Annotated in this window: 17 protein-coding genes; 8 read left to right on the top strand and 9 right to left on the bottom strand. The window is 71.3% G+C overall.

Annotation, left to right across the window (positions count from 1 at the left end; genetic code table 11):
* Positions 1 to 170: 170 nt before the first annotated feature.
* Complete coding sequence (locus ACWFRB_RS24985) at positions 171 to 1,316, top strand: alkaline phosphatase family protein (protein ID WP_452643915.1); 1,146 nt, start codon at positions 171 to 173, stop codon at positions 1,314 to 1,316.
* A gap of 59 nt (positions 1,317 to 1,375) precedes the next feature.
* Here ACWFRB_RS24985 and ACWFRB_RS24980 read toward each other — a convergent pair whose 3' ends face one another.
* On the bottom strand, positions 1,376 to 2,464 hold the full coding sequence (locus ACWFRB_RS24980; protein WP_452643914.1) for a LacI family DNA-binding transcriptional regulator: 1,089 nt from the start codon (positions 2,462 to 2,464) through the stop codon (positions 1,376 to 1,378).
* An 86-nt stretch (positions 2,465 to 2,550) separates the two neighbouring features.
* On the opposite strand from ACWFRB_RS24980, the gene ACWFRB_RS24975 reads away from it, so the two are divergent.
* The 5 genes from ACWFRB_RS24975 to ACWFRB_RS24955 all read left to right on the top strand — a co-directional run bounded on the left by ACWFRB_RS24975 (position 2,551) and on the right by ACWFRB_RS24955 (position 6,855).
* Positions 2,551 to 3,642, top strand: coding sequence for a metal ABC transporter solute-binding protein, Zn/Mn family (locus ACWFRB_RS24975; RefSeq protein ID WP_452643913.1), 1,092 nt, complete (start codon positions 2,551 to 2,553; stop codon positions 3,640 to 3,642).
* A 79-nt stretch (positions 3,643 to 3,721) separates the two neighbouring features.
* Complete coding sequence (locus ACWFRB_RS24970; protein ID WP_452643912.1) at positions 3,722 to 4,582, top strand: metal ABC transporter ATP-binding protein; 861 nt, start codon at positions 3,722 to 3,724, stop codon at positions 4,580 to 4,582.
* Positions 4,579 to 5,457: a metal ABC transporter permease gene (locus ACWFRB_RS24965; RefSeq protein ID WP_452643911.1), complete on the top strand. Its 879-nt coding sequence runs from the start codon at positions 4,579 to 4,581 to the stop codon at positions 5,455 to 5,457. Before ACWFRB_RS24970 ends, ACWFRB_RS24965 begins: the two co-directional genes overlap by 4 nt.
* A gap of 28 nt (positions 5,458 to 5,485) precedes the next feature.
* The gene (locus ACWFRB_RS24960; protein WP_452643910.1) at positions 5,486 to 6,244 is read left to right on the top strand and encodes a LamB/YcsF family protein; all 759 of its coding nucleotides are present in this window, start codon (positions 5,486 to 5,488) and stop codon (positions 6,242 to 6,244) included.
* Positions 6,244 to 6,855: a 5-oxoprolinase subunit B family protein gene (locus ACWFRB_RS24955; RefSeq protein ID WP_452643909.1), complete on the top strand. Its 612-nt coding sequence runs from the start codon at positions 6,244 to 6,246 to the stop codon at positions 6,853 to 6,855. Before ACWFRB_RS24960 ends, ACWFRB_RS24955 begins: the two co-directional genes overlap by 1 nt.
* Positions 6,856 to 6,927: 72 nt before the next feature.
* Here the strand turns inward: ACWFRB_RS24955 and ACWFRB_RS24950 are convergent, their stop codons facing one another.
* Positions 6,928 to 8,325, bottom strand: a complete 1,398-nt coding sequence (locus tag ACWFRB_RS24950; RefSeq protein ID WP_452643908.1) for an MFS transporter — start codon at positions 8,323 to 8,325, stop codon at positions 6,928 to 6,930.
* 124 nt (positions 8,326 to 8,449) lie between these two features.
* Positions 8,450 to 9,139 carry a ZIP family metal transporter gene (locus tag ACWFRB_RS24945; protein ID WP_452643907.1) on the bottom strand — a complete coding sequence of 230 codons (690 nt, stop codon included), beginning with the start codon at positions 9,137 to 9,139 and terminating at the stop codon, positions 8,450 to 8,452.
* Between the two features lie 45 nt (positions 9,140 to 9,184).
* Here ACWFRB_RS24945 and ACWFRB_RS24940 point away from each other — a divergent pair, with 45 nt between their 5' ends.
* Positions 9,185 to 10,066 carry a 5-oxoprolinase subunit C family protein gene (locus ACWFRB_RS24940; protein ID WP_452643906.1) on the top strand — a complete coding sequence of 294 codons (882 nt, stop codon included), beginning with the start codon at positions 9,185 to 9,187 and terminating at the stop codon, positions 10,064 to 10,066.
* On the opposite strand, the gene ACWFRB_RS24935 is transcribed toward ACWFRB_RS24940, so the two are convergent.
* Genes ACWFRB_RS24935 through carD form a run of 6 tightly spaced genes read right to left on the bottom strand, consistent with a single transcriptional unit; the run spans position 10,054 to position 15,379 of the window.
* Positions 10,054 to 11,244, bottom strand: coding sequence for an amidase (locus tag ACWFRB_RS24935; protein WP_452643905.1), 1,191 nt, complete (start codon positions 11,242 to 11,244; stop codon positions 10,054 to 10,056). The two genes, ACWFRB_RS24940 and ACWFRB_RS24935, sit on opposite strands and share 13 nt — an antisense overlap.
* 34 nt (positions 11,245 to 11,278) lie before the next feature.
* Entirely contained in the window at positions 11,279 to 12,265 is a 987-nt protein-coding gene (rlmB, locus tag ACWFRB_RS24930) for a 23S rRNA (guanosine(2251)-2'-O)-methyltransferase RlmB (RefSeq protein ID WP_452643904.1), read from the bottom strand.
* A complete protein-coding gene (cysS, locus tag ACWFRB_RS24925; RefSeq protein WP_452643903.1) occupies positions 12,265 to 13,674 on the bottom strand; it encodes a cysteine--tRNA ligase in 1,410 nt (469 codons plus the stop codon). The genes rlmB and cysS overlap by 1 nt, the downstream gene beginning before the upstream one ends.
* 11 nt (positions 13,675 to 13,685) lie before the next feature.
* A complete protein-coding gene (gene ispF, locus ACWFRB_RS24920; protein ID WP_452643902.1) occupies positions 13,686 to 14,162 on the bottom strand; it encodes a 2-C-methyl-D-erythritol 2,4-cyclodiphosphate synthase in 477 nt (158 codons plus the stop codon).
* Positions 14,163 to 14,176: 14 nt separating this feature from the next.
* On the bottom strand, positions 14,177 to 14,887 hold the full coding sequence (gene ispD / locus ACWFRB_RS24915; protein ID WP_452643901.1) for a 2-C-methyl-D-erythritol 4-phosphate cytidylyltransferase: 711 nt from the start codon (positions 14,885 to 14,887) through the stop codon (positions 14,177 to 14,179).
* 3 nt (positions 14,888 to 14,890) lie between these two features.
* Positions 14,891 to 15,379 (bottom strand): RNA polymerase-binding transcription factor CarD, encoded by a 489-nt coding sequence (gene carD, locus ACWFRB_RS24910; RefSeq protein ID WP_007528440.1) that lies wholly within the window; start codon positions 15,377 to 15,379, stop codon positions 14,891 to 14,893.
* 274 nt (positions 15,380 to 15,653) lie between these two features.
* Between carD and ACWFRB_RS24905 the strand changes: the two genes are divergently transcribed.
* Positions 15,654 to 16,265, top strand: a complete 612-nt coding sequence (locus ACWFRB_RS24905) for a hypothetical protein (RefSeq protein WP_452643900.1) — start codon at positions 15,654 to 15,656, stop codon at positions 16,263 to 16,265.
* Positions 16,266 to 16,292: the final 27 nt, after the last annotated feature.

The following is a 16,292-nucleotide window of genomic DNA, read 5'->3' as shown; positions in this document are numbered from 1 at the left end:
CGTCCAACCTCGTGTCCCGCGCCTCTCGGCCGGGTCGGTGTCCGTGTCGCTCTGACTCGACAAAAGTTACGCGAACAAGAACACAGCGTCAAATCGCCTGGTCAGCGCCGTTAGAGGGAATCGTCTTCGCTTGCGCCCCTGTATTCGGGGGTCGCGGATAGCCTGGCGTCATGCTCCTCGCACCCCGTTATGGCCAGGCGACGCTGTCCGACCTCGTTCCTTCCGTGCTCGCTCATCTCGGCGTCGCCGGCGAGACGGACCGGATCGGCCTCGATCTGTCGGGCGTCTCCCGTGTCTGTGTGCTGCTGATCGACGGACTCGGCGCCGAGCTCTTGGCGTCACACCCCGAGGCGGCGCCCTTTCTGTCCGAGAGACTCGGCCCCATCTTGACCGCGGGCTTCCCGACCACCACCGCGACCAGCCTCGCGTCGCTCGGCACCGGATTGCCCTCCGGACAGCATGGAGTGGTCGGCTACCTCATCCCCGCGGCCGGGCAGGACCGCTTGATGAACCCGCTGAAATGGCGCCTGCACGGCGAGGGACCCCGGGTGGACCTGCTCAAGGAACTGGTACCCGAGGAGTTTCAGCCGACGCCGACCGCTTTCGAGCGCGCCGCAGCGGCCGGCATCTCCGTGTCCCGGGTGGCCCCGCCCTACCAGGGCGGTTCCGGACTGACCAGGGCCGCGCTGCGCGGCGGGGAGTTCCTGCCCAGCTTCTCGCTCGGTGACCTTGTCGACGCGTCGGCGAGTGCGCTCCGGCTGGGTTCTCGATCCCTGGTCTACGCCTATCACGGCGAGTTGGACCTGACCGGGCACGCCAGGGGCCCGGCCTCGGCGGCGTGGGCCCTGGAGTTGGCGCAGGTCGACCTGATGGCGCGCCAGCTCGCCGAGCGGCTGCCGAGCGACGGCGCGCTGATCGTCACCGCCGACCACGGCATGGTCGAGGTGCGATCCCCCGTCGACATCGACACGTCCCCCGAACTGACGGAGGGCGTCCGCCTGATCGGCGGCGAGCCACGGGCCCGCCATGTCTATACGGACGACGGCGCCGCCGACCAGGTCGTCGCGTCCTGGCGGGACCGCCTCGGCGACGGGTTCGCTGTGCTGACCCGCGCCGAGGCGATCGACAACGGCTGGTTCGGCCCGACCGTCTCCCCCGCGGCCACCGAACGGATCGGCGACGTGATCGCGATAGCCCGCGGATCGAGCGCGCTGATCCGTACCGGCGCCGAGCCGCTCCAGTCCATGCTCATCGGTCACCACGGATCACTCACCTCCGCCGAGCTACACGTGCCGCTGCTGGTGTTCCGGGGGTAGCTCGGACGGGGCAGGCGCGAGTTCCGCACTACGCAGAACTTCGCCAGGCACTCAGCCGGTCAGGCCGGCGGCGGCGCCGCGGTGTGACCGCGCACCAGTTCGGTGTCGAGCATCTCGACGGTGGCCACACCGGAATGCGACGGCGTCAGGAGCAGCGCCCCCGCCCGCCTGCCCTTTTCCTCCGCGGGCTGGCGAACGGTGGTCAGGCCCTCCCGCAGCGCCTCGTCGACGCCGTCGAACCCGGTGATGGACAGCTGGCCGGGCACGTCGATGCCGCGCCACCGCGCAAAGTCCAGGGCACCGAGCGCCAACACATCCGTGGTGCACAGCAGCGCGGTGATCCGTGGATTGGTCGCGAGCGCCTGCTCGGCCGCCGAGTGACCGGACCGCGAGCTGTGTTCCGCGCGCTCGATCACGGTCAACGATCGCGGGTCCAGCCCGGCGGAGGCAAGGGCGTCGCGCACCCCGGCTATCCGTTCGCGCTGGACGTGGAAGTTCGGTGAATCGAGACGGTCGGAGCCGGCCACACCGTCCCGATGGTCCCGGCCGAGCCTCATGCAGACGACGCCGATGTCCTTGTGCCCCAACGACAACAGATAGTCGGCGATCTTGCGCATCGCGCCGCGATCGTCGATCCCGACCAGCGACGCGCCCTCGATCTCGCGCGGCTGGTCGCAGATCACCATCGGCAGGCGGCGCTCGAGGACCGCGGCCAGGTACGGGTCGTCGTCGGCCACGGAGTAGACGACGAAACCGTCAACCCCGGCCTGCTGCACCACGGCTGCGGACTGGACGTCGTCGCGTCCCGGCCCGGCCGGGATCAGCAGCAGCCCCTCGCCTGCCGCCTCGCAGGACTCGGCCAGACCGGCCAGGAAGCTCATCGCGGCCGGATCCCGGAAGGAGTAGCTCAGCGCCTCGGTGAGCAGCAGGCCTACCGCGCCCGCCTTGCGGGTGCGCAGCGAGCGCGCGACCGGGTCCGGGCCGGGGTAACCGCGCCGCTTGGCCGCCTCGAGCACCCGTTCGCGGAGTTCGGTCGACAGCTGATCGGGGCGGTTGTAGGCATTCGAGACCGTCGTCCGGGAGACCTTGAGCTCCGCCGCGAGGGACGCCAGCGTCGCCTGACGGCGCGGATGACGGGACCTGGGCATAACGGGACGGTACGCAATGCCGCGAGTGACCATCAGCACGCCCCCTCCAATGTACAACGGAAACGATTTCCATTAATATCTAGGCCATGCCCAAGGGAGATCTGACGCCACTCACCGTCCCGACCCGGCGCAGGCGCCGATCGGCGATCACCACTGTCGGCCTGGCGCTCGTGGGGGCATTGACCCTCGCCGCCTGCTCGTCCGACCCGGATGCGGGCGCAGGCACCGCCCCGCTCGCCGACGGACAGCGCGCCAACATCGTCGCCTCGACCGACGTCTGGGGCTCGGTGGCCGCGGCCGTCGCGGGTGACCGGGCCGACGTCACGTCGATCATCGACGACGCGTTCGCCGACCCGCACTCGTTCGAGGCCAGCCCCCGGGACGCCGCCGCCATCACCGATGCCGACCTGGTCGTCTACAACGGCGGCGGCTACGACGAGTTCATCGACGACGTCCTCGCAGGCACACCGGGCAAGCGGACCGTCGACGCGTTCACCCTGTACGGCACCGATACCGACCTGCACGGCGACCACAACCACGATCACGTGGCCGAGGCCGCTGCCGCCCCGGCCGCCGCGACGACCGCCCCCGCGGAACCCGCTGCGGCCGAGCATGACTCGCACGACGGCCACGACCACGACCACGGCGGCGTCAACGAGCACGTCTGGTACGACATCCCGACCGTGGACGCAGTCGCCAAGCAGATCGCCGCTGAGCTCGGCGCGATCGACCCCACCAACGCCGCGGCGTACACCGCCAACGCGGCGACCTTCCACGGACAACTGCACGCCGTCACGGCCATCACCGATTCGATCGCCGCCGGGCATCCGCAGGCGCCGGTCGCGCAGACCGAGCCGATCGCCCACTACCTGCTGGTTGCGACCGACCTCAGGGACGAGACGCCGCCGGACTTCACGAAGGCCATCGAGGACGGCAACGACCCGCCGCCCGCGGCCGTCGCGGCGACGCGGGATCTGCTCGCCGACAAGAAGGTGAAGGTCCTGATCTACAACAGCCAGACACAGGACAAGGCGACCCAGAACATCCGTGAGGCCGCCGAGTCGGCCGGCATCCCGGTCGTCGAAGTCACCGAGACCCTGCCCGACGGGTTCGACTACATTCAGTGGCAGACCCGCACCGCCGAATCGCTCGCTGCGGCCTTGAACGCCGCCCGCTGAGAACCGCGCGCCGAAGAAGAATCCACCGGTCACGCGTATCGGCAACGAGCCGCGTGACAACCAGACCCGGAATGGCCCCGTGACCCACCCTGCCCCCGACGCACCGAGCGTCAGTCGAACACCCGCCGTCGAGCTGAGAGGCGCCCGGCTGGCCTACGGCGACCGCACTCTGTGGTCCGGACTGGACCTGAGCGTCGAGCAGGGTGAGTTCGTCGCGGTCCTCGGCCCCAACGGGTCCGGCAAGACCTCGCTCCTGAAGGTCCTGCTCGGCCAGCTCCCCCTGTCCGAGGGCACCGCCACGATCGCGGGAACGCCTGCCAGGACCGGGAACTCTCACGTCGGATACGTGCCGCAGCAGAAGACGATGGACGAGGGCCTGCCGCTGCGCGGACGCGACCTGGTCGGGCTCGGCGTGGACGGCCACCGCTGGGGCACCGGGTTCCGCTCCCGCCGTTCCCGCCGGGCCATCGTCGACGACGCCATCGACCAGGTGGGCGCCCGGGCCTTCGCCGATGCGCCGGTCGGCTCGCTGTCCGGCGGCGAGCAGCAGCGACTGCGGGTCGCGCAGGCACTGGTCGGCGATCCCAAGGTGCTGCTCTGCGACGAGCCGCTGCTCAGCCTGGACCTGGCCAACCAGCACCGGGTCTCCGACCTGATCAACCAGCGCCGGCTCGGTCACGACACCGCCGTGCTGTTCGTCACCCACGAGATCAACCCGATCCTGCCGCTGGTCGACCGGGTGCTGTACCTGGTCGACGGGCGGTTCCGGATCGGCACGGCCGCCGAGGTGATGACCTCGGAGGTGCTCTCCGAGCTGTACCAGACGGACGTCGAGGTGCTGCATGTGCGCGGACGGCTCGTCGTCGTCGGCACCGGCGACGCCATCGACGCGCTCGGTTCCACGGGCACCGACGGAATCCACCACGAGGCGCACGAATGAACGAGAAGCTCGCAGACACGTTTTCGAAGATGTTCGACTGGCAGGCCACCATCGACCTGCTGCAGTACGACTTCGTGCAGCAGGCCCTGCTCGCCGCCGCCATCCTCGGCCTGCTCGCGGGTGCGATCGGTCCGCTGATCATCAGTAGGCAGATGTCGTTCGCGGTGCACGGCACCAGCGAACTGTCACTGACCGGTGCCTCCGCCGCGCTGCTGGCCGGGATCAGCGTCGGGGTCGGCGCCATCGTCGGCTCGGTGTTCGCGGCCGTGCTGTTCGCGCTGCTCGGATCCAAAGTGCGCGAACGGGACTCGGTGATCGGCGTGGTCCTCTCGTTCGGTCTCGGTCTGTCCGTGCTGTTCATGTGGCTGTATCCGGGACGCACCGGCACCAGCTTCTCGCTGTTGGTCGGCCAGATCGTCGGGGTGGGCAACAGCGGCCTGCAACTGCTGCTGGTGTGTGCGGTGCTCGTGCTGGCGGTGCTGGTCGTGGTGTACCGGCCGCTGCTGTTCGCGAGCACCGATCCGGACGTCGCGCTGGCCCGCGGCGTTCCGGTTCGAGCGCTTTCCATCGTGTTCGCGGTGCTGGTCGGCGTCGCCGCGGCGCTCGGCGTGCAGATCGTCGGTGCGCTGCTGGTGCTCTCGCTGCTGATCACCCCCGCGGCCGCCGCGGCCAGGATCACCTCGAGCCCGCTCCGGACGACGCTGTTCTCGATCCTGTTCGCCGAGATCGCCGCGGTCGGTGGCATCCTGCTGTCGCTGGCCCCTGGCGTGCCGGTGTCCAGCTTCGTCACCACCATCTCGTTCGTGATCTACCTGGCATGCAGGGCGATCGGGTCGCGTCGCGGCAACTCCGGACGGGTCGCGGTCCCCGCCTGAATCCGCGCCGCGGCCTAGGATTCGAGGCGTGGCATCCATCGACCTCAACAGCGATCTCGGCGAGAGCTTCGGCGCCTGGCGACTCGGCGACGACGAGGCCATGCTCACCCTGGTGACCAGCGCGAATGTCGCGTGCGGGTTCCACGCGGGTGATCCGACCACGCTGTTGAACACCTGCCGGTCCGCGGCGCAGCGGGCCGTGCGGATCGGCGCGCAGGTCGGCTATCGGGATCTGGCCGGATTCGGGCGTCGCTTCATCGACATCGCCCCAGCGGACCTGACGGCGGACGTGATCTATCAGATCGGCGGCCTCGACGCCCTCGCGCAGACCGTCGGCTCCGCCGTCGGGTACGTCAAACCCCATGGCGCCCTGTACAACGCGATCGTGCACCACCGCGAGCAGGCCCGCGCCGTCGTCGCGGCCGTGGTCGCGTACGACCCCACCATCCCGGTGCTCGGGCTGCCGGGTTCGGTCTTCCTGGCGGAGGCGGAGGCCGCCGGCCTGCGCACCGTGGCCGAGGCATTCGCCGACCGCGGGTACACCCCGAAAGGCGAGCTGGTGCCCCGCGGAATGCCGGGCGCGATGCTCTCGGACCCGGAGTCCGTTGCCGCGCGGGTGCTGCGGATGGTCGAGCACGCGGAGATCGAGGCCGTCGACGGCACCGTCCTGGCCTCGCCTGCCGAATCCATCTGCGTGCACGGGGATTCGCCGTCCGCGGTCGCGATGGCCACCGCCATCCGCGCGCGACTCGACGGCGCGGGCGTGCGCGTGGAGCCGTTCGTCTGATGCGCCTGCTCGACGCGGGGGACGGCGGGGCGCTCGCCGAGTTCGACGACCTGGACACCGTCCTCGCGCATTACCGGGCGCTGGACGCGAACCGCCCGGCGGGCGTCATCGACCTGGTGCCTGCCGCCCGGACGATCCTGGTGCGGTTCGACCCCCTGCGCGTCGATCGAGCCCGCATCGCGCGCTGGCTGCGCGAGACCGGCCCGGAGTCCGGTACCCAGGCGGAGACCGGTGCGCTGGTACGGATCCCCGTTCACTACGACGGCCCGGACCTGGCCGCGGTCGGTGAACTGACGGGCCTCGGTCGTGAGGGCGTCGTCGCGGCACACACGGGCAGTGATTGGACCGTCGCCTTCGCCGGCTTCGCCCCGGGGTTCGGGTACCTCGTCGGTGGCGATGCCCGGCTGTGGGTGCCCCGCCGGGACGACCCGCGCACCGAGGTGCCCGCGGGCGCGGTCGGGCTGGCGGGCGAGTTCTCCGGCGTCTACCCCAGGAAGTCGCCTGGCGGCTGGCAGCTGATCGGCCACACCACCGAGCAGATGTGGGACGCCGACCGCGAGCCGCCCGCGCTGCTCCGACCAGGGGACACGGTCCGGTTCGTCGCGGTCTGAGCGGGTCGCCGAGTGTGCGGGTGATGACGCACCTACTCGGCCGATGCGCCGGAAGGTGCACACTCGGCGGGGTCAGGGGCGCGGCCGAGTGCTGCGCCAGGCGGTCAGCACACCGGCGGCGGCGAACGCGGCGAAGAACCCGAACAACAGCCTGGCCGAATCCGCCATCGACCCGCCGAGATTGACCAGGACGCCCGCCGACGCCGACCCCACCGCGTTGGAGACCAACTGCACGGTGTTGATCGCGGCAGCCGCCTTTCCTCCCTCGACCTCGTCGTGCTCGGCGCCCATCGCGAAGGTCGACAGGTGCGGCCACGCCACGCCGATGCCCGCGCCGCCCAGCACCAGCGCCGCGACCCAGACCCCGATCACCCACGCCGTCGCCCCCTCCCGCTGCGTCGCCGCCGCGACGAGGAACCCGATCGTCACCAGGGCGGGCCCGGCGACGACCAGGGCGCGCACCGTCGACCTGCGTGCGGCGCCCGCGCTGGAGATCTCGCCCAGCGTCCAGCCGACGGCGAGCGCGGCCCCGAGAAAACCCGCCGCCAAGGGCTCGAGGCCACCTAGTCGCTGACCGAACAGCGGCACGAAGGTCTCGGCGGTCGACGCGACCGCGAGCAGCGCGAACGTCGCATAAGTCCACTTCAGGGTGTTGCCGGGGGTGAACGTCGCGGCGGGGAGCACCCTGGTGCTCGCGCGCCGCTCGTGCGCGACGAAGGCGACCAGCAGCACGACGCCCGCGACGACCCCCAGCGCGGTGAGCGACGCGTTCGTCGCGATGCCAGCCACGCTCACCAGCAGCGCCGCCGCGGACAGCAGCAGCATCGACACGGCCGGGACGCCGACCCGGGGCCCCTCGATCCGCTCCCCCGTGATGTACCGGGGCACGATCGCCGCGATGCCTGCCGCCAGCACCGCGAGCACGACGAAGGCGAGCCGCCAGGCCCCGAACTGGGCGAACAGCCCGCCCAGTGCGGGACCCACGAACGTCCCGACGCCCCACATCCCGGAGACCAGCGCCGAGGCTCGGGCCCACAGATGCTGCGGCAGCGTGGACCGGATCAGCGCGTAGCCCAGTCCGCTGAGCAGCCCGCCGCCGAAGCCCTGCAGGCCACGGCCCGCCAGCAACACGAACATGTCCGGCGCGACGGCGCACACCACCGTGCCGGCCGCGAACAACCCGATGGCGGCGAGGTAGGCGCCCCGCGGCCCCGCGACCGCGAGCAGCCGGCTCACCAGGACCGCCGAGATCACCGAGGCGACAAGGAAGATCGTGGTGGCCCACGCGTAGAACCGCGCTCCCCCGATCTCGTCGACGGCGGACGGGAGCAGGCTGGTGGTCAGGTAGATGTTGATCGCGTACAGCGCGACGCCGCCGGCAAGCACCACCATCGGCCCGAGGTAGTCGGGGCCGAGCAACTGCCGCCAGCCGCGGTCCAGCCGAGGGGTCGTGGTGTCGGTCGGCGCCATGACAACAAGGCTAAAACCTCAAGCAGAGTCGAGGTCAAGGCCGCGGGGGTCCTCGCCGAGTGTGCAGTTGCCGAGGCATCGCCCGGGTAGCGGCGAGGCCAGGTGCACACTCGACGGACGGGTGCTAGCCGCCGAGCGCGAACGCGACGAGGAAGCCGAGCGCGGTGGACAGCCCGACCCACCAACCGCCCTCGCGGTACGCCTCCGGCATCAGCGAGTCCGCGAGCACCGCGATCGTCGCGCCGCCCGCGAACGCCTGGATCACCGAGATCTGCCGATCTGGGATGGCGTCGGCGGCCGCATTCGCGGCGATCACCACCAGCACCAGCACAACGGCGGTCACCGTCCACAGCAGAATCGCCCGGCGGCGGTTGAAGTTCGGCTGCTTTCGCATCGACGCCGCGCCCGCGACGGCCTCGGGCACATTGCCGACCGCGACCGCGACCAGCAGCACCAGGCCACCACCCGCGCTCAGCGAGACACCAAGCGCGGTGTTCTCCGGGATGCCGTCGAGCAGCGTGCCGAGCATCAGCGCCCAGCCGAGCGCCGCTGGGCCGAGCTTGTTCTCGATGAGGTGATCGGACACCACGTAGACGAGCGCGCCCGCCATCAGGGCGGTTCCGGCGACAAGCACGCCCTCGGCCTCGAAGGCCGGCTGGAACAGCTCCGTCGACACCGCCGCGACCATGGTGCCCGCGCCGAACGCCATCAGGGCCGCCAGCAGTGGCCGGGGCAGGTCGTAGCGAAGCCCGACGATCGCCCCGATGAGCAGGGGGACCGCTGTTCCCAGCCCGTACAGAGCGGCAGTGACCATCCGGCGATCGTACTGTCGCGGCCGGGGATGGGCGACAATCGTCGGGTGGCTTGGCTCGAGGTGTTGCGCACCGGGGCAATGACCACGGTCCAGGACCGTGGCAGGCCCGGATTCGCCGCGCTCGGCGTCGGCGCGTCGGGGGCCGCCGATCGCGGATCCCACGACAGCGCAAACCGGTTGGTGGGCAACGACCCCCGGGCCGCGACCCTGGAGGTGACGCTCGGCGGGCTCGCGGTCCGAGCGCACGGCGACCTGACCGTCGCGGTCACCGGTGCCCGGGTCCCGCTGTCGGTGAACCACACCCCGAGCGCGGACTACAGCGCGGTGCACCTGTCCGACGGCGACGTGCTGGCCCTCGGCTACGCCACCGACGGCCTGCGCTGCTACCTCGCCGTGCGCGGTGGGGTGGATGCCCCGCCGACGCTCGGCAGTCGCGCGACCGACACGCTCGCCGGGCTCGGCCCGGAGCCGGTGCGGGCAGGCGACCGGCTGGCCGTCGGCGAACTGAGTTCCGCCTGGCCTGCAGACGAGATCATCCCGCCGCCCCCGGCGAACCCCTCCCCCGCCCGGCTGCGGGTTCGGCTCGGGCCGCGGTCGGAACTGTTCGAGGCCGCCGCCGTCGACACGCTGTTCGGCCAGCCGTGGACGGTGTCGACGGACAGCAACCGGGTGGGCGCGCGGCTGCGGGGCGCCGAGCCGCTGCGGCGCAGGGACACCGCCGAACTGGCGAGCGAGGGCATGGTGCCGGGTTCGCTGCAGGTGCCGAGCGGCGGACAGCCGGTGCTGTTCCTGGCGGACCATCCGGTGACCGGCGGCTACCCGGTGATCGCGGTGGTCGTCGACGCCGACCTGGGCGTGGCCGCGCAGCTGGCGCCGGGCGCGCAGGTGCGATTCGCGCCCGCGAACAGCTCGTCTCAGCCGGCCTGAAGGGCGCGAACCAGGTCGCGGGCCAGCCGCAGCAGGTCCAGGTCCCGCCCGCGCGGCCCGAGGATGCACAGCCCGACGGGGACGCCGTCGGCGGTCGGCAGCGGCACGCTCACCGCGCACCGGCCGCTCAGGCCCGCGATGCAGGTCAGCTCCATGGTGGCGGCCCTGGCCCCCTCGATCACCGGCCCGCCGAGCGTCGCGTCCGCCCGGGTCGGCGCCACCGAAGACGCTGACGGCAGCACCAGCAGGTCGTCGCCGAGCCATCGATCGATGCCGTCGCGGATCTGCTGCATCCGGCCGACGGCACGGTCCCGATCCGCGTCGGTGTAGCAGGCCGCCGTCTCGAACCGCGAGCCGACGTCCGGGCCGAGGCTGTCGCGGTGGCGGGAGATCCACGCGCCGTGCGCCCGCCACGCCTCCCACCCCTGCACCGTGCGGAAGACCTCGGCCCAGCCGGACAGCACGCTCGCGTCGAAGGCGCTCCGATCGATCCGCGGGAGGTCACCCGCTCCCCGCCACCGAGCCACAGCGCCTTCGATCGCGGCGCGCACCGGAGTCGAGGCCAGCCCGATGAGCTCGTCTGACACGACCGCCCGAGCGAACCCGCGTTCGGGGGTGACGGGCAGCAGCACCTGCCCGACCGCGAGGAGCGTGTCCGGGTCGCGCGTCATCCACCCGACGGTGTCGAAGGTCGGTGCCAGCGGGAGCACACGGTCGGCGCGGACGACGCCGTGCGTTGGCCTGATCCCGCACAGCCCCTGATAGGAGGCGGGGACGCGGATCGAGCCGCCGGTGTCGGTGCCGAGCCCGATGGTGGCCTCGCCGAGCGCGACCGCCGCCGCGGGTCCCGCGCTGGACCCGCCGGGGATCCGGTCCGGCGCACCCGGATTCGGCGGGGTCCCGTAGTGGGCATTGGTGCCTGCCAGGCTGTAGGCGAACTCGTCGGTGCGCGCGATCCCGGCGATCGCCGCACCCGCCTCGAGCAGCGCGGCGACGGCAGGCGCCGTCGACGTTGCCGGTCGGGCTTCCGCGAGCCACTGCTCGTTGCCCGCCCCGACCGGGTACCCGGCGACGTCGTACAGGTCCTTGACCGCGACGGTCATCCCGGCGAGTGGCCCCCGCCCGGTCGGCTCGACCAGGGGCGTGCCGAATTCCCGCCACACGGTCGGGTCGACCACGGAAACCTCCTGGTCAGGCACTGTGGCGGAGCGGCTATCGCCTCCGCTGCCGGGCGATGTCGGCGAGCACGACGCCCGCGGCGACCGAGGCATTGAGCGACTCGACCGGACCCGCCATCGGGATGCTGAGGATGGAGTCGCAGGACTCGCGGACCAGGCGGGACAGGCCCTTGCCCTCCGAGCCGACGACCACGACAACCGGTCCGGTGCCGTCGTACTCGTCGAGGGTGGTGTCGCCCCCGGCATCGAGGCCGACGATCTGCACGCCCTTGGACGCCCAGTCCTTCAGCGTCCGGGTCAGGTTGGTGGCCTGCGCGATCGGCAGCCGGGCCGCCGCGCCTGCGCTGGTGCGCCACGCGACCGCGGTGACGCTGGCGCTGCGACGCTGCGGGATGACCACGCCGTGACCGCCGAACGCCGCCACCGAACGCACCACGGCGCCCAGGTTGCGCGGGTCCGTGATGTTGTCGAGCGCCACCAGCAGCGCGGGCTCCTGGTGCTTGCGGGCCTCGGCGATGAGATCGTCCGGGTGCGCGTACCGGTACGGGGGCACCTGCAGGGCGACGCCCTGGTGCAACCCGTTGGCGCTCATCCGGTCCAGGTCCGTGCGCGGGACCTCGAGGATCGAGATGCCCGCCTCGGCCGCCAGCTGCACACTCTCGGTGAGCCGCTCGTCGCTCTCGGTGCCGACCGCGACGTACAGCGCGGTCGCGGGCACGCCCGCACGCAGGCACTCGACGACCGGGTTGCGGCCCAACACGTTCTCGGGGCCGGCATCACCCTTGCGCGGCGAGCCGCCGCGGCCGCGCGGTGCGCTGCCACCGGTGCGGCCACCCGTCTCGGCGGCGCGGGCCGCCGCCCTCGCCCGCTTGGCGGCGGGGTGCTTGGTGCGCTCGACCGCGGGCGGGGTGGCCCCGCGCCCCTCGAGGCTGCGCCTGCCCTTGCCTCCGGAGCCCGCGACCTGGCCCTTCTTGGTGCCGCTCTTGCGGATCGCGCCGCGCCTGCTCGAATTGCCAGCCATTACTGTCCCGCTTCGTTGTGGTTCGTCTTGAGGGACCACTCGGGCCCGCTCGGTGTGTCGGTGACCTCGACGCCCGCCGCGGCGAGCCGGTCCCTGATCTCATCGGCGGCGGCCCAATCCTTGTCCGCCTTCGCCTTCTGGCGCGCATCGAGATTCGCGCGCACCAGAACATCGAGCGCCGCATGGGCCGCCGAGCCGTCGTCGACATCGGCCGCCCAGTGCGGGTCGAGCGGGTCCACCCCGAGGATGCCCATCATGGCCCGCACCTGACCGGCGATCTCCAGCGCCGCGGTCAGGTCGCCTGCGTCGAGCGCCTTGTTCCCCTCGGTCTTGCTGCCGTGGATCTCGGCCAGCGCCTTCGGCACCGCGAGGTCGTCGTCGAGCGCGGCACCGAACCCCTCGGTCCACTTGCCGACCGGGATCTCACCCGCCCGCTCGCGGGTCTTGAGGATGAAGGCCTCCAGGCCTCGGTAGGACTCGGCGGCCACCTCAAGCGCATGATCGGAGTACTCGAGCATGGAACGGTAGTGCGCCCCGCCCAGGTAGTACCGGAGCTCTTGCGGCCGAACCTTCTTCAGCACGTTCGGCACCGACAGCACATTGCCGAGCGACTTCGACATCTTCTCGCCGCCCATGGTGACCCAGCCGTTGTGCAGCCAGTACCGGGCGAACCCGTCGCCCGCCGCCCGGCTCTGCGCCATCTCGTTCTCGTGGTGCGGGAACACCAGGTCCAGCCCGCCGCAGTGGATGTCGAACTCGGCGCCCAGGTAGGCCTCCGCCATCGCCGAGCACTCCAGGTGCCAGCCCGGACGTCCGCGTCCCCACGGCGTCGGCCAGGACGGCTCGCCCGGCTTCTCGGCCTTCCACAGCGTGAAGTCCCGCGGGTCGCGCTTGCCCTCGGCCGCGCTCTCGCCCTGGTGCACGTCGTCGAGCTTGTGGCCCGACAGCGCGCCGTACGGCGCGTAGCTGCGGACGTCGAAGTAGACGTCACCCGCGGCGGCGTACGCGTGGCCCGCGTCGATCAGGCGCTGCATCATCTCGACCATCTGGGTGACGTGGCCGGTCGCGCGGGGCTCCACCGAGGGAGGCAGCACGCCGAGCCGGTCGTAGGCCCAGTCGAAGGCGCGCTCGTAGGTCGCCGCCCACTCCCACCACGGCCGCCCGGCGTCGGCGGCCTTGTTCAGGATCTTGTCGTCGATGTCGGTGACGTTCCTGATGAAGGCGACGTCGTAGTCGTGCGCGAGCAGCCAGCGCCGCAGCACGTCGAACGCGACGCCGCTGCGCACATGGCCGATGTGCGGCTCGCCCTGGACGGTCGCACCACAGAGATAGATCGACGCGTGTCCGGGGGCCAGCGGAACGAAGTCACGCAGGGCCCGCGTCTCGGTGTCGAATAGGCGCAGGGTCACGACGTGCGATCTTACCGGCCCGAACCGGTGTCAAGTACCAGCGCGGTCGCGACGGCCGCGAAGCCCTCACCCCTGCCGGTGAGTCCGAGACCGTCGGTGGTCGTCGCGGAGACCGAGACGGGAGCCCCGAGCACCTCGGAGAGCACGTCCTGCGCCTCCACCCGGCGGGGACCGATCTTGGGACGATTCCCGATCACCTGGACCGCGGCGTTGCCGATCCGCAGGCCCTCGGCCTCGATCAGCCTGCGCACCTCGGTCAGCAGCACCGCGCCGCTGGCCCCGTCCCATTCCGGCCTGCCGGTGCCGAACACCGAGCCGAGGTCGCCCAGTCCCGCCGCCGACAACAGCGCGTCGCACAGCGCGTGCGCGGCGACATCGCCGTCCGAGTGACCGGCGCAGCCGTTCTCATCCGCGAACAACAGCCCGGCGATCCAGCACGGTCTGCCGACCTCGATCGGATGGACGTCGGTGCCGATTCCCACTCGCACGGTTGCCCGGCTCCCTACTGCTCGATCGGTTCGTCGTTCGCCAGCGCCCTGGCCAGCGCCAGGTCCAGCGGGGTGGTGATCTTGAAGGCCAGCGGATCCCCGACGATGGTCCTGACCCGACCACCGATCCGTTCGACCAGGCCCGCGTCGTCGGTGGCCAGCGAGTCGGCGGCCGCGTAGGCACGCCGCAGCAGATCCGCGGTGAATCCCTGCGGCGTCTGCACGGCTCGCAGCTCCGAGCGTTCAGGGGTGCCGGTCACCGCGCCGAGCAGGTCGACCGTCTTGATGGTGTCGGAGACCGGCATGGCGGGCACCACCGCGTCACGGCCGGCGCGCAGCTCCGCCACGACGCGGGCGATCAGGGGCGGCGGGGTCAGTGCCCGGGCCGCGTCGTGCACGAGCAGCAGGTCCGCGTCCTCGGCGGCCGCGAGCCCCGCGCGAACCGAGTCGGTCCGTTCGGCGCCGCCTGCGACGACGTCGACGCCATCGGGCAGCTCCGCGCGCACCGAGTCGATCCGGTCCGCGGGCACGATCACCACGACACGGTCGACGACACCGGACTCGATCAGTCCTTCGACTGCGAGCCGGAGCATGGAGACACCGCGCAGGGTGACGAACGCCTTCGGGATGCCCTCCCCGAGGCGCTCACCGCGCCCGGCAGCGGGCACCAAAGCAATGACCCGGCCTCCGCTGCGCACTTCGGCCGGGTCAGTCACGTTGTTCATGTGTCAGGACGCTGCTGCGAGGACCTCGTCGAGGATGATCTCGGCCTTGGCGTCGTCGGTGCCCTCGGCGAGCGCGAGCTCACCGACGAGGATCTGACGTGCCTTGGCAAGCATCCGCTTCTCGCCCGCGGACAGACCGCGGTCCTGCTCGCGACGCCACAGGTCGCGGACGACCTCGGCAACCTTGTTCACATCGCCGGAGGCGAGCTTCTCGAGGTTGGCCTTGTAACGGCGCGACCAGTTGGTCGGCTCCTCGGTGTGCGGCGCACGCAACACCTGGAAGACCTTGTCCAGGCCTTCCTGCCCGACAACGTCACGGACGCCGACGTACTCGGCGTTATCCGCGGGGACCCGGACGGTCAGGTCGCCCTGAGCGACCTTGAGAACGAGATATTCCTTTTGTTCACCCTTGATGGTGCGAGTTTCGATTGCCTCGATCAGCGCCGCTCCGTGGTGGGGGTATACGACGGTGTCTCCGACCTTAAAAATCATCTGTCCCGTGCCCCTTTCGATCTTCACAGTTTAACACGGGGCCTGGCGGCACAGCTTCCAACGTCCCTGGTCAGGGGCACAGCGGGGTGACCGGAGGGGTTGACAGCCGGACCTGAACGTGCATCCAGTGGGGCCCAAACCGACCATCTGGCCTCAGGTTTCGGCGCCGCGAACCCCGCCGCGAAGCCCCGAAGGGCGACCCCGGGACCCGGTCCGCAGACCTGACTACTACTCTGCCTAGTGGAGTACGACCCGACGCCGTGGAGGACAACCCGTGACAGCCCTGAATGCGCCGACTCGACGAGTCGCGACCGCCGTTGCCCTGGCCGCAGCCGCGGCGATCTCGCTGTCCGCCTGCAGCGCGGGCCAGATCACCCAGACCGCAACCCAGGTCGCGGCCGTGAACGGCAACTACGCCAACCAGGGTGATATCTCCCTGCGCAACGTGCACATCCTGTACCCCGACAGCGAGGAGTACAGCCTCGAGCCCGGCGGAAAGGCCGCTCTCGCGTTCACCGCGGTGAACAACAGCGAGGAGAAGGCCGACCGCCTGACCAAGATCACCACCGATGCGGCCGACTCGGTCACCATCGCGGGCGAGGTGGGCGGCCGGGTCATCGATCCGCAGACCTCCCTCGGCGCAGGCGTCCGCGCCGCGACGGTCCTCGACGACCCCGAGGACCCCACCCAGCTGATCCTGGTGGTGCTCAACGACATCAACGAGGGTGTCTACCCCGGCCTGACGGTCCCGATCACCTTCAGCTTCGAGCGCGCGGGCGACATCGTCGTCTCGGTGCCGGTCGATGCGGGGCCGAAGACCGAGCGGCACGAGTCGGACAAGTCCGGCAACGCAGATGCCGAGCCCCTCGGCAGCGGCGGACACTAGTCCCCACGATTCGACGAGAACGGCCCC

It is taken from the genome of Rhodococcus sp. NPDC055112, from assembly GCF_053607505.1.
Note: the sequence above shows the minus strand (reverse complement) of the source record. Positions and strands in the feature narration are given on the sequence as shown.

Coding starts and splice junctions, on each gene's coding strand:
- ACWFRB_RS24975 (WP_452643913.1), top strand. CDS start 2,551: ATGCCCAAGGGAGATCTGACGCCACTCACCGTCCCGACCCGGCGCAGG.
- carD (WP_007528440.1), bottom strand. CDS start 15,379: ATGATTTTTAAGGTCGGAGACACCGTCGTATACCCCCACCACGGAGCG.
- rlmB (WP_452643904.1), bottom strand. CDS start 12,265: ATGGCTGGCAATTCGAGCAGGCGCGGCGCGATCCGCAAGAGCGGCACC.
- ACWFRB_RS24955 (WP_452643909.1), top strand. CDS start 6,244: ATGCGCCTGCTCGACGCGGGGGACGGCGGGGCGCTCGCCGAGTTCGAC.
- ACWFRB_RS24945 (WP_452643907.1), bottom strand. CDS start 9,139: ATGGTCACTGCCGCTCTGTACGGGCTGGGAACAGCGGTCCCCCTGCTC.
- ACWFRB_RS24980 (WP_452643914.1), bottom strand. CDS start 2,464: ATGCCCAGGTCCCGTCATCCGCGCCGTCAGGCGACGCTGGCGTCCCTC.
- ACWFRB_RS24950 (WP_452643908.1), bottom strand. CDS start 8,325: ATGGCGCCGACCGACACCACGACCCCTCGGCTGGACCGCGGCTGGCGG.
- ACWFRB_RS24985 (WP_452643915.1), top strand. CDS start 171: ATGCTCCTCGCACCCCGTTATGGCCAGGCGACGCTGTCCGACCTCGTT.
- ACWFRB_RS24965 (WP_452643911.1), top strand. CDS start 4,579: ATGAACGAGAAGCTCGCAGACACGTTTTCGAAGATGTTCGACTGGCAG.
- ispD (WP_452643901.1), bottom strand. CDS start 14,887: ATGAACAACGTGACTGACCCGGCCGAAGTGCGCAGCGGAGGCCGGGTC.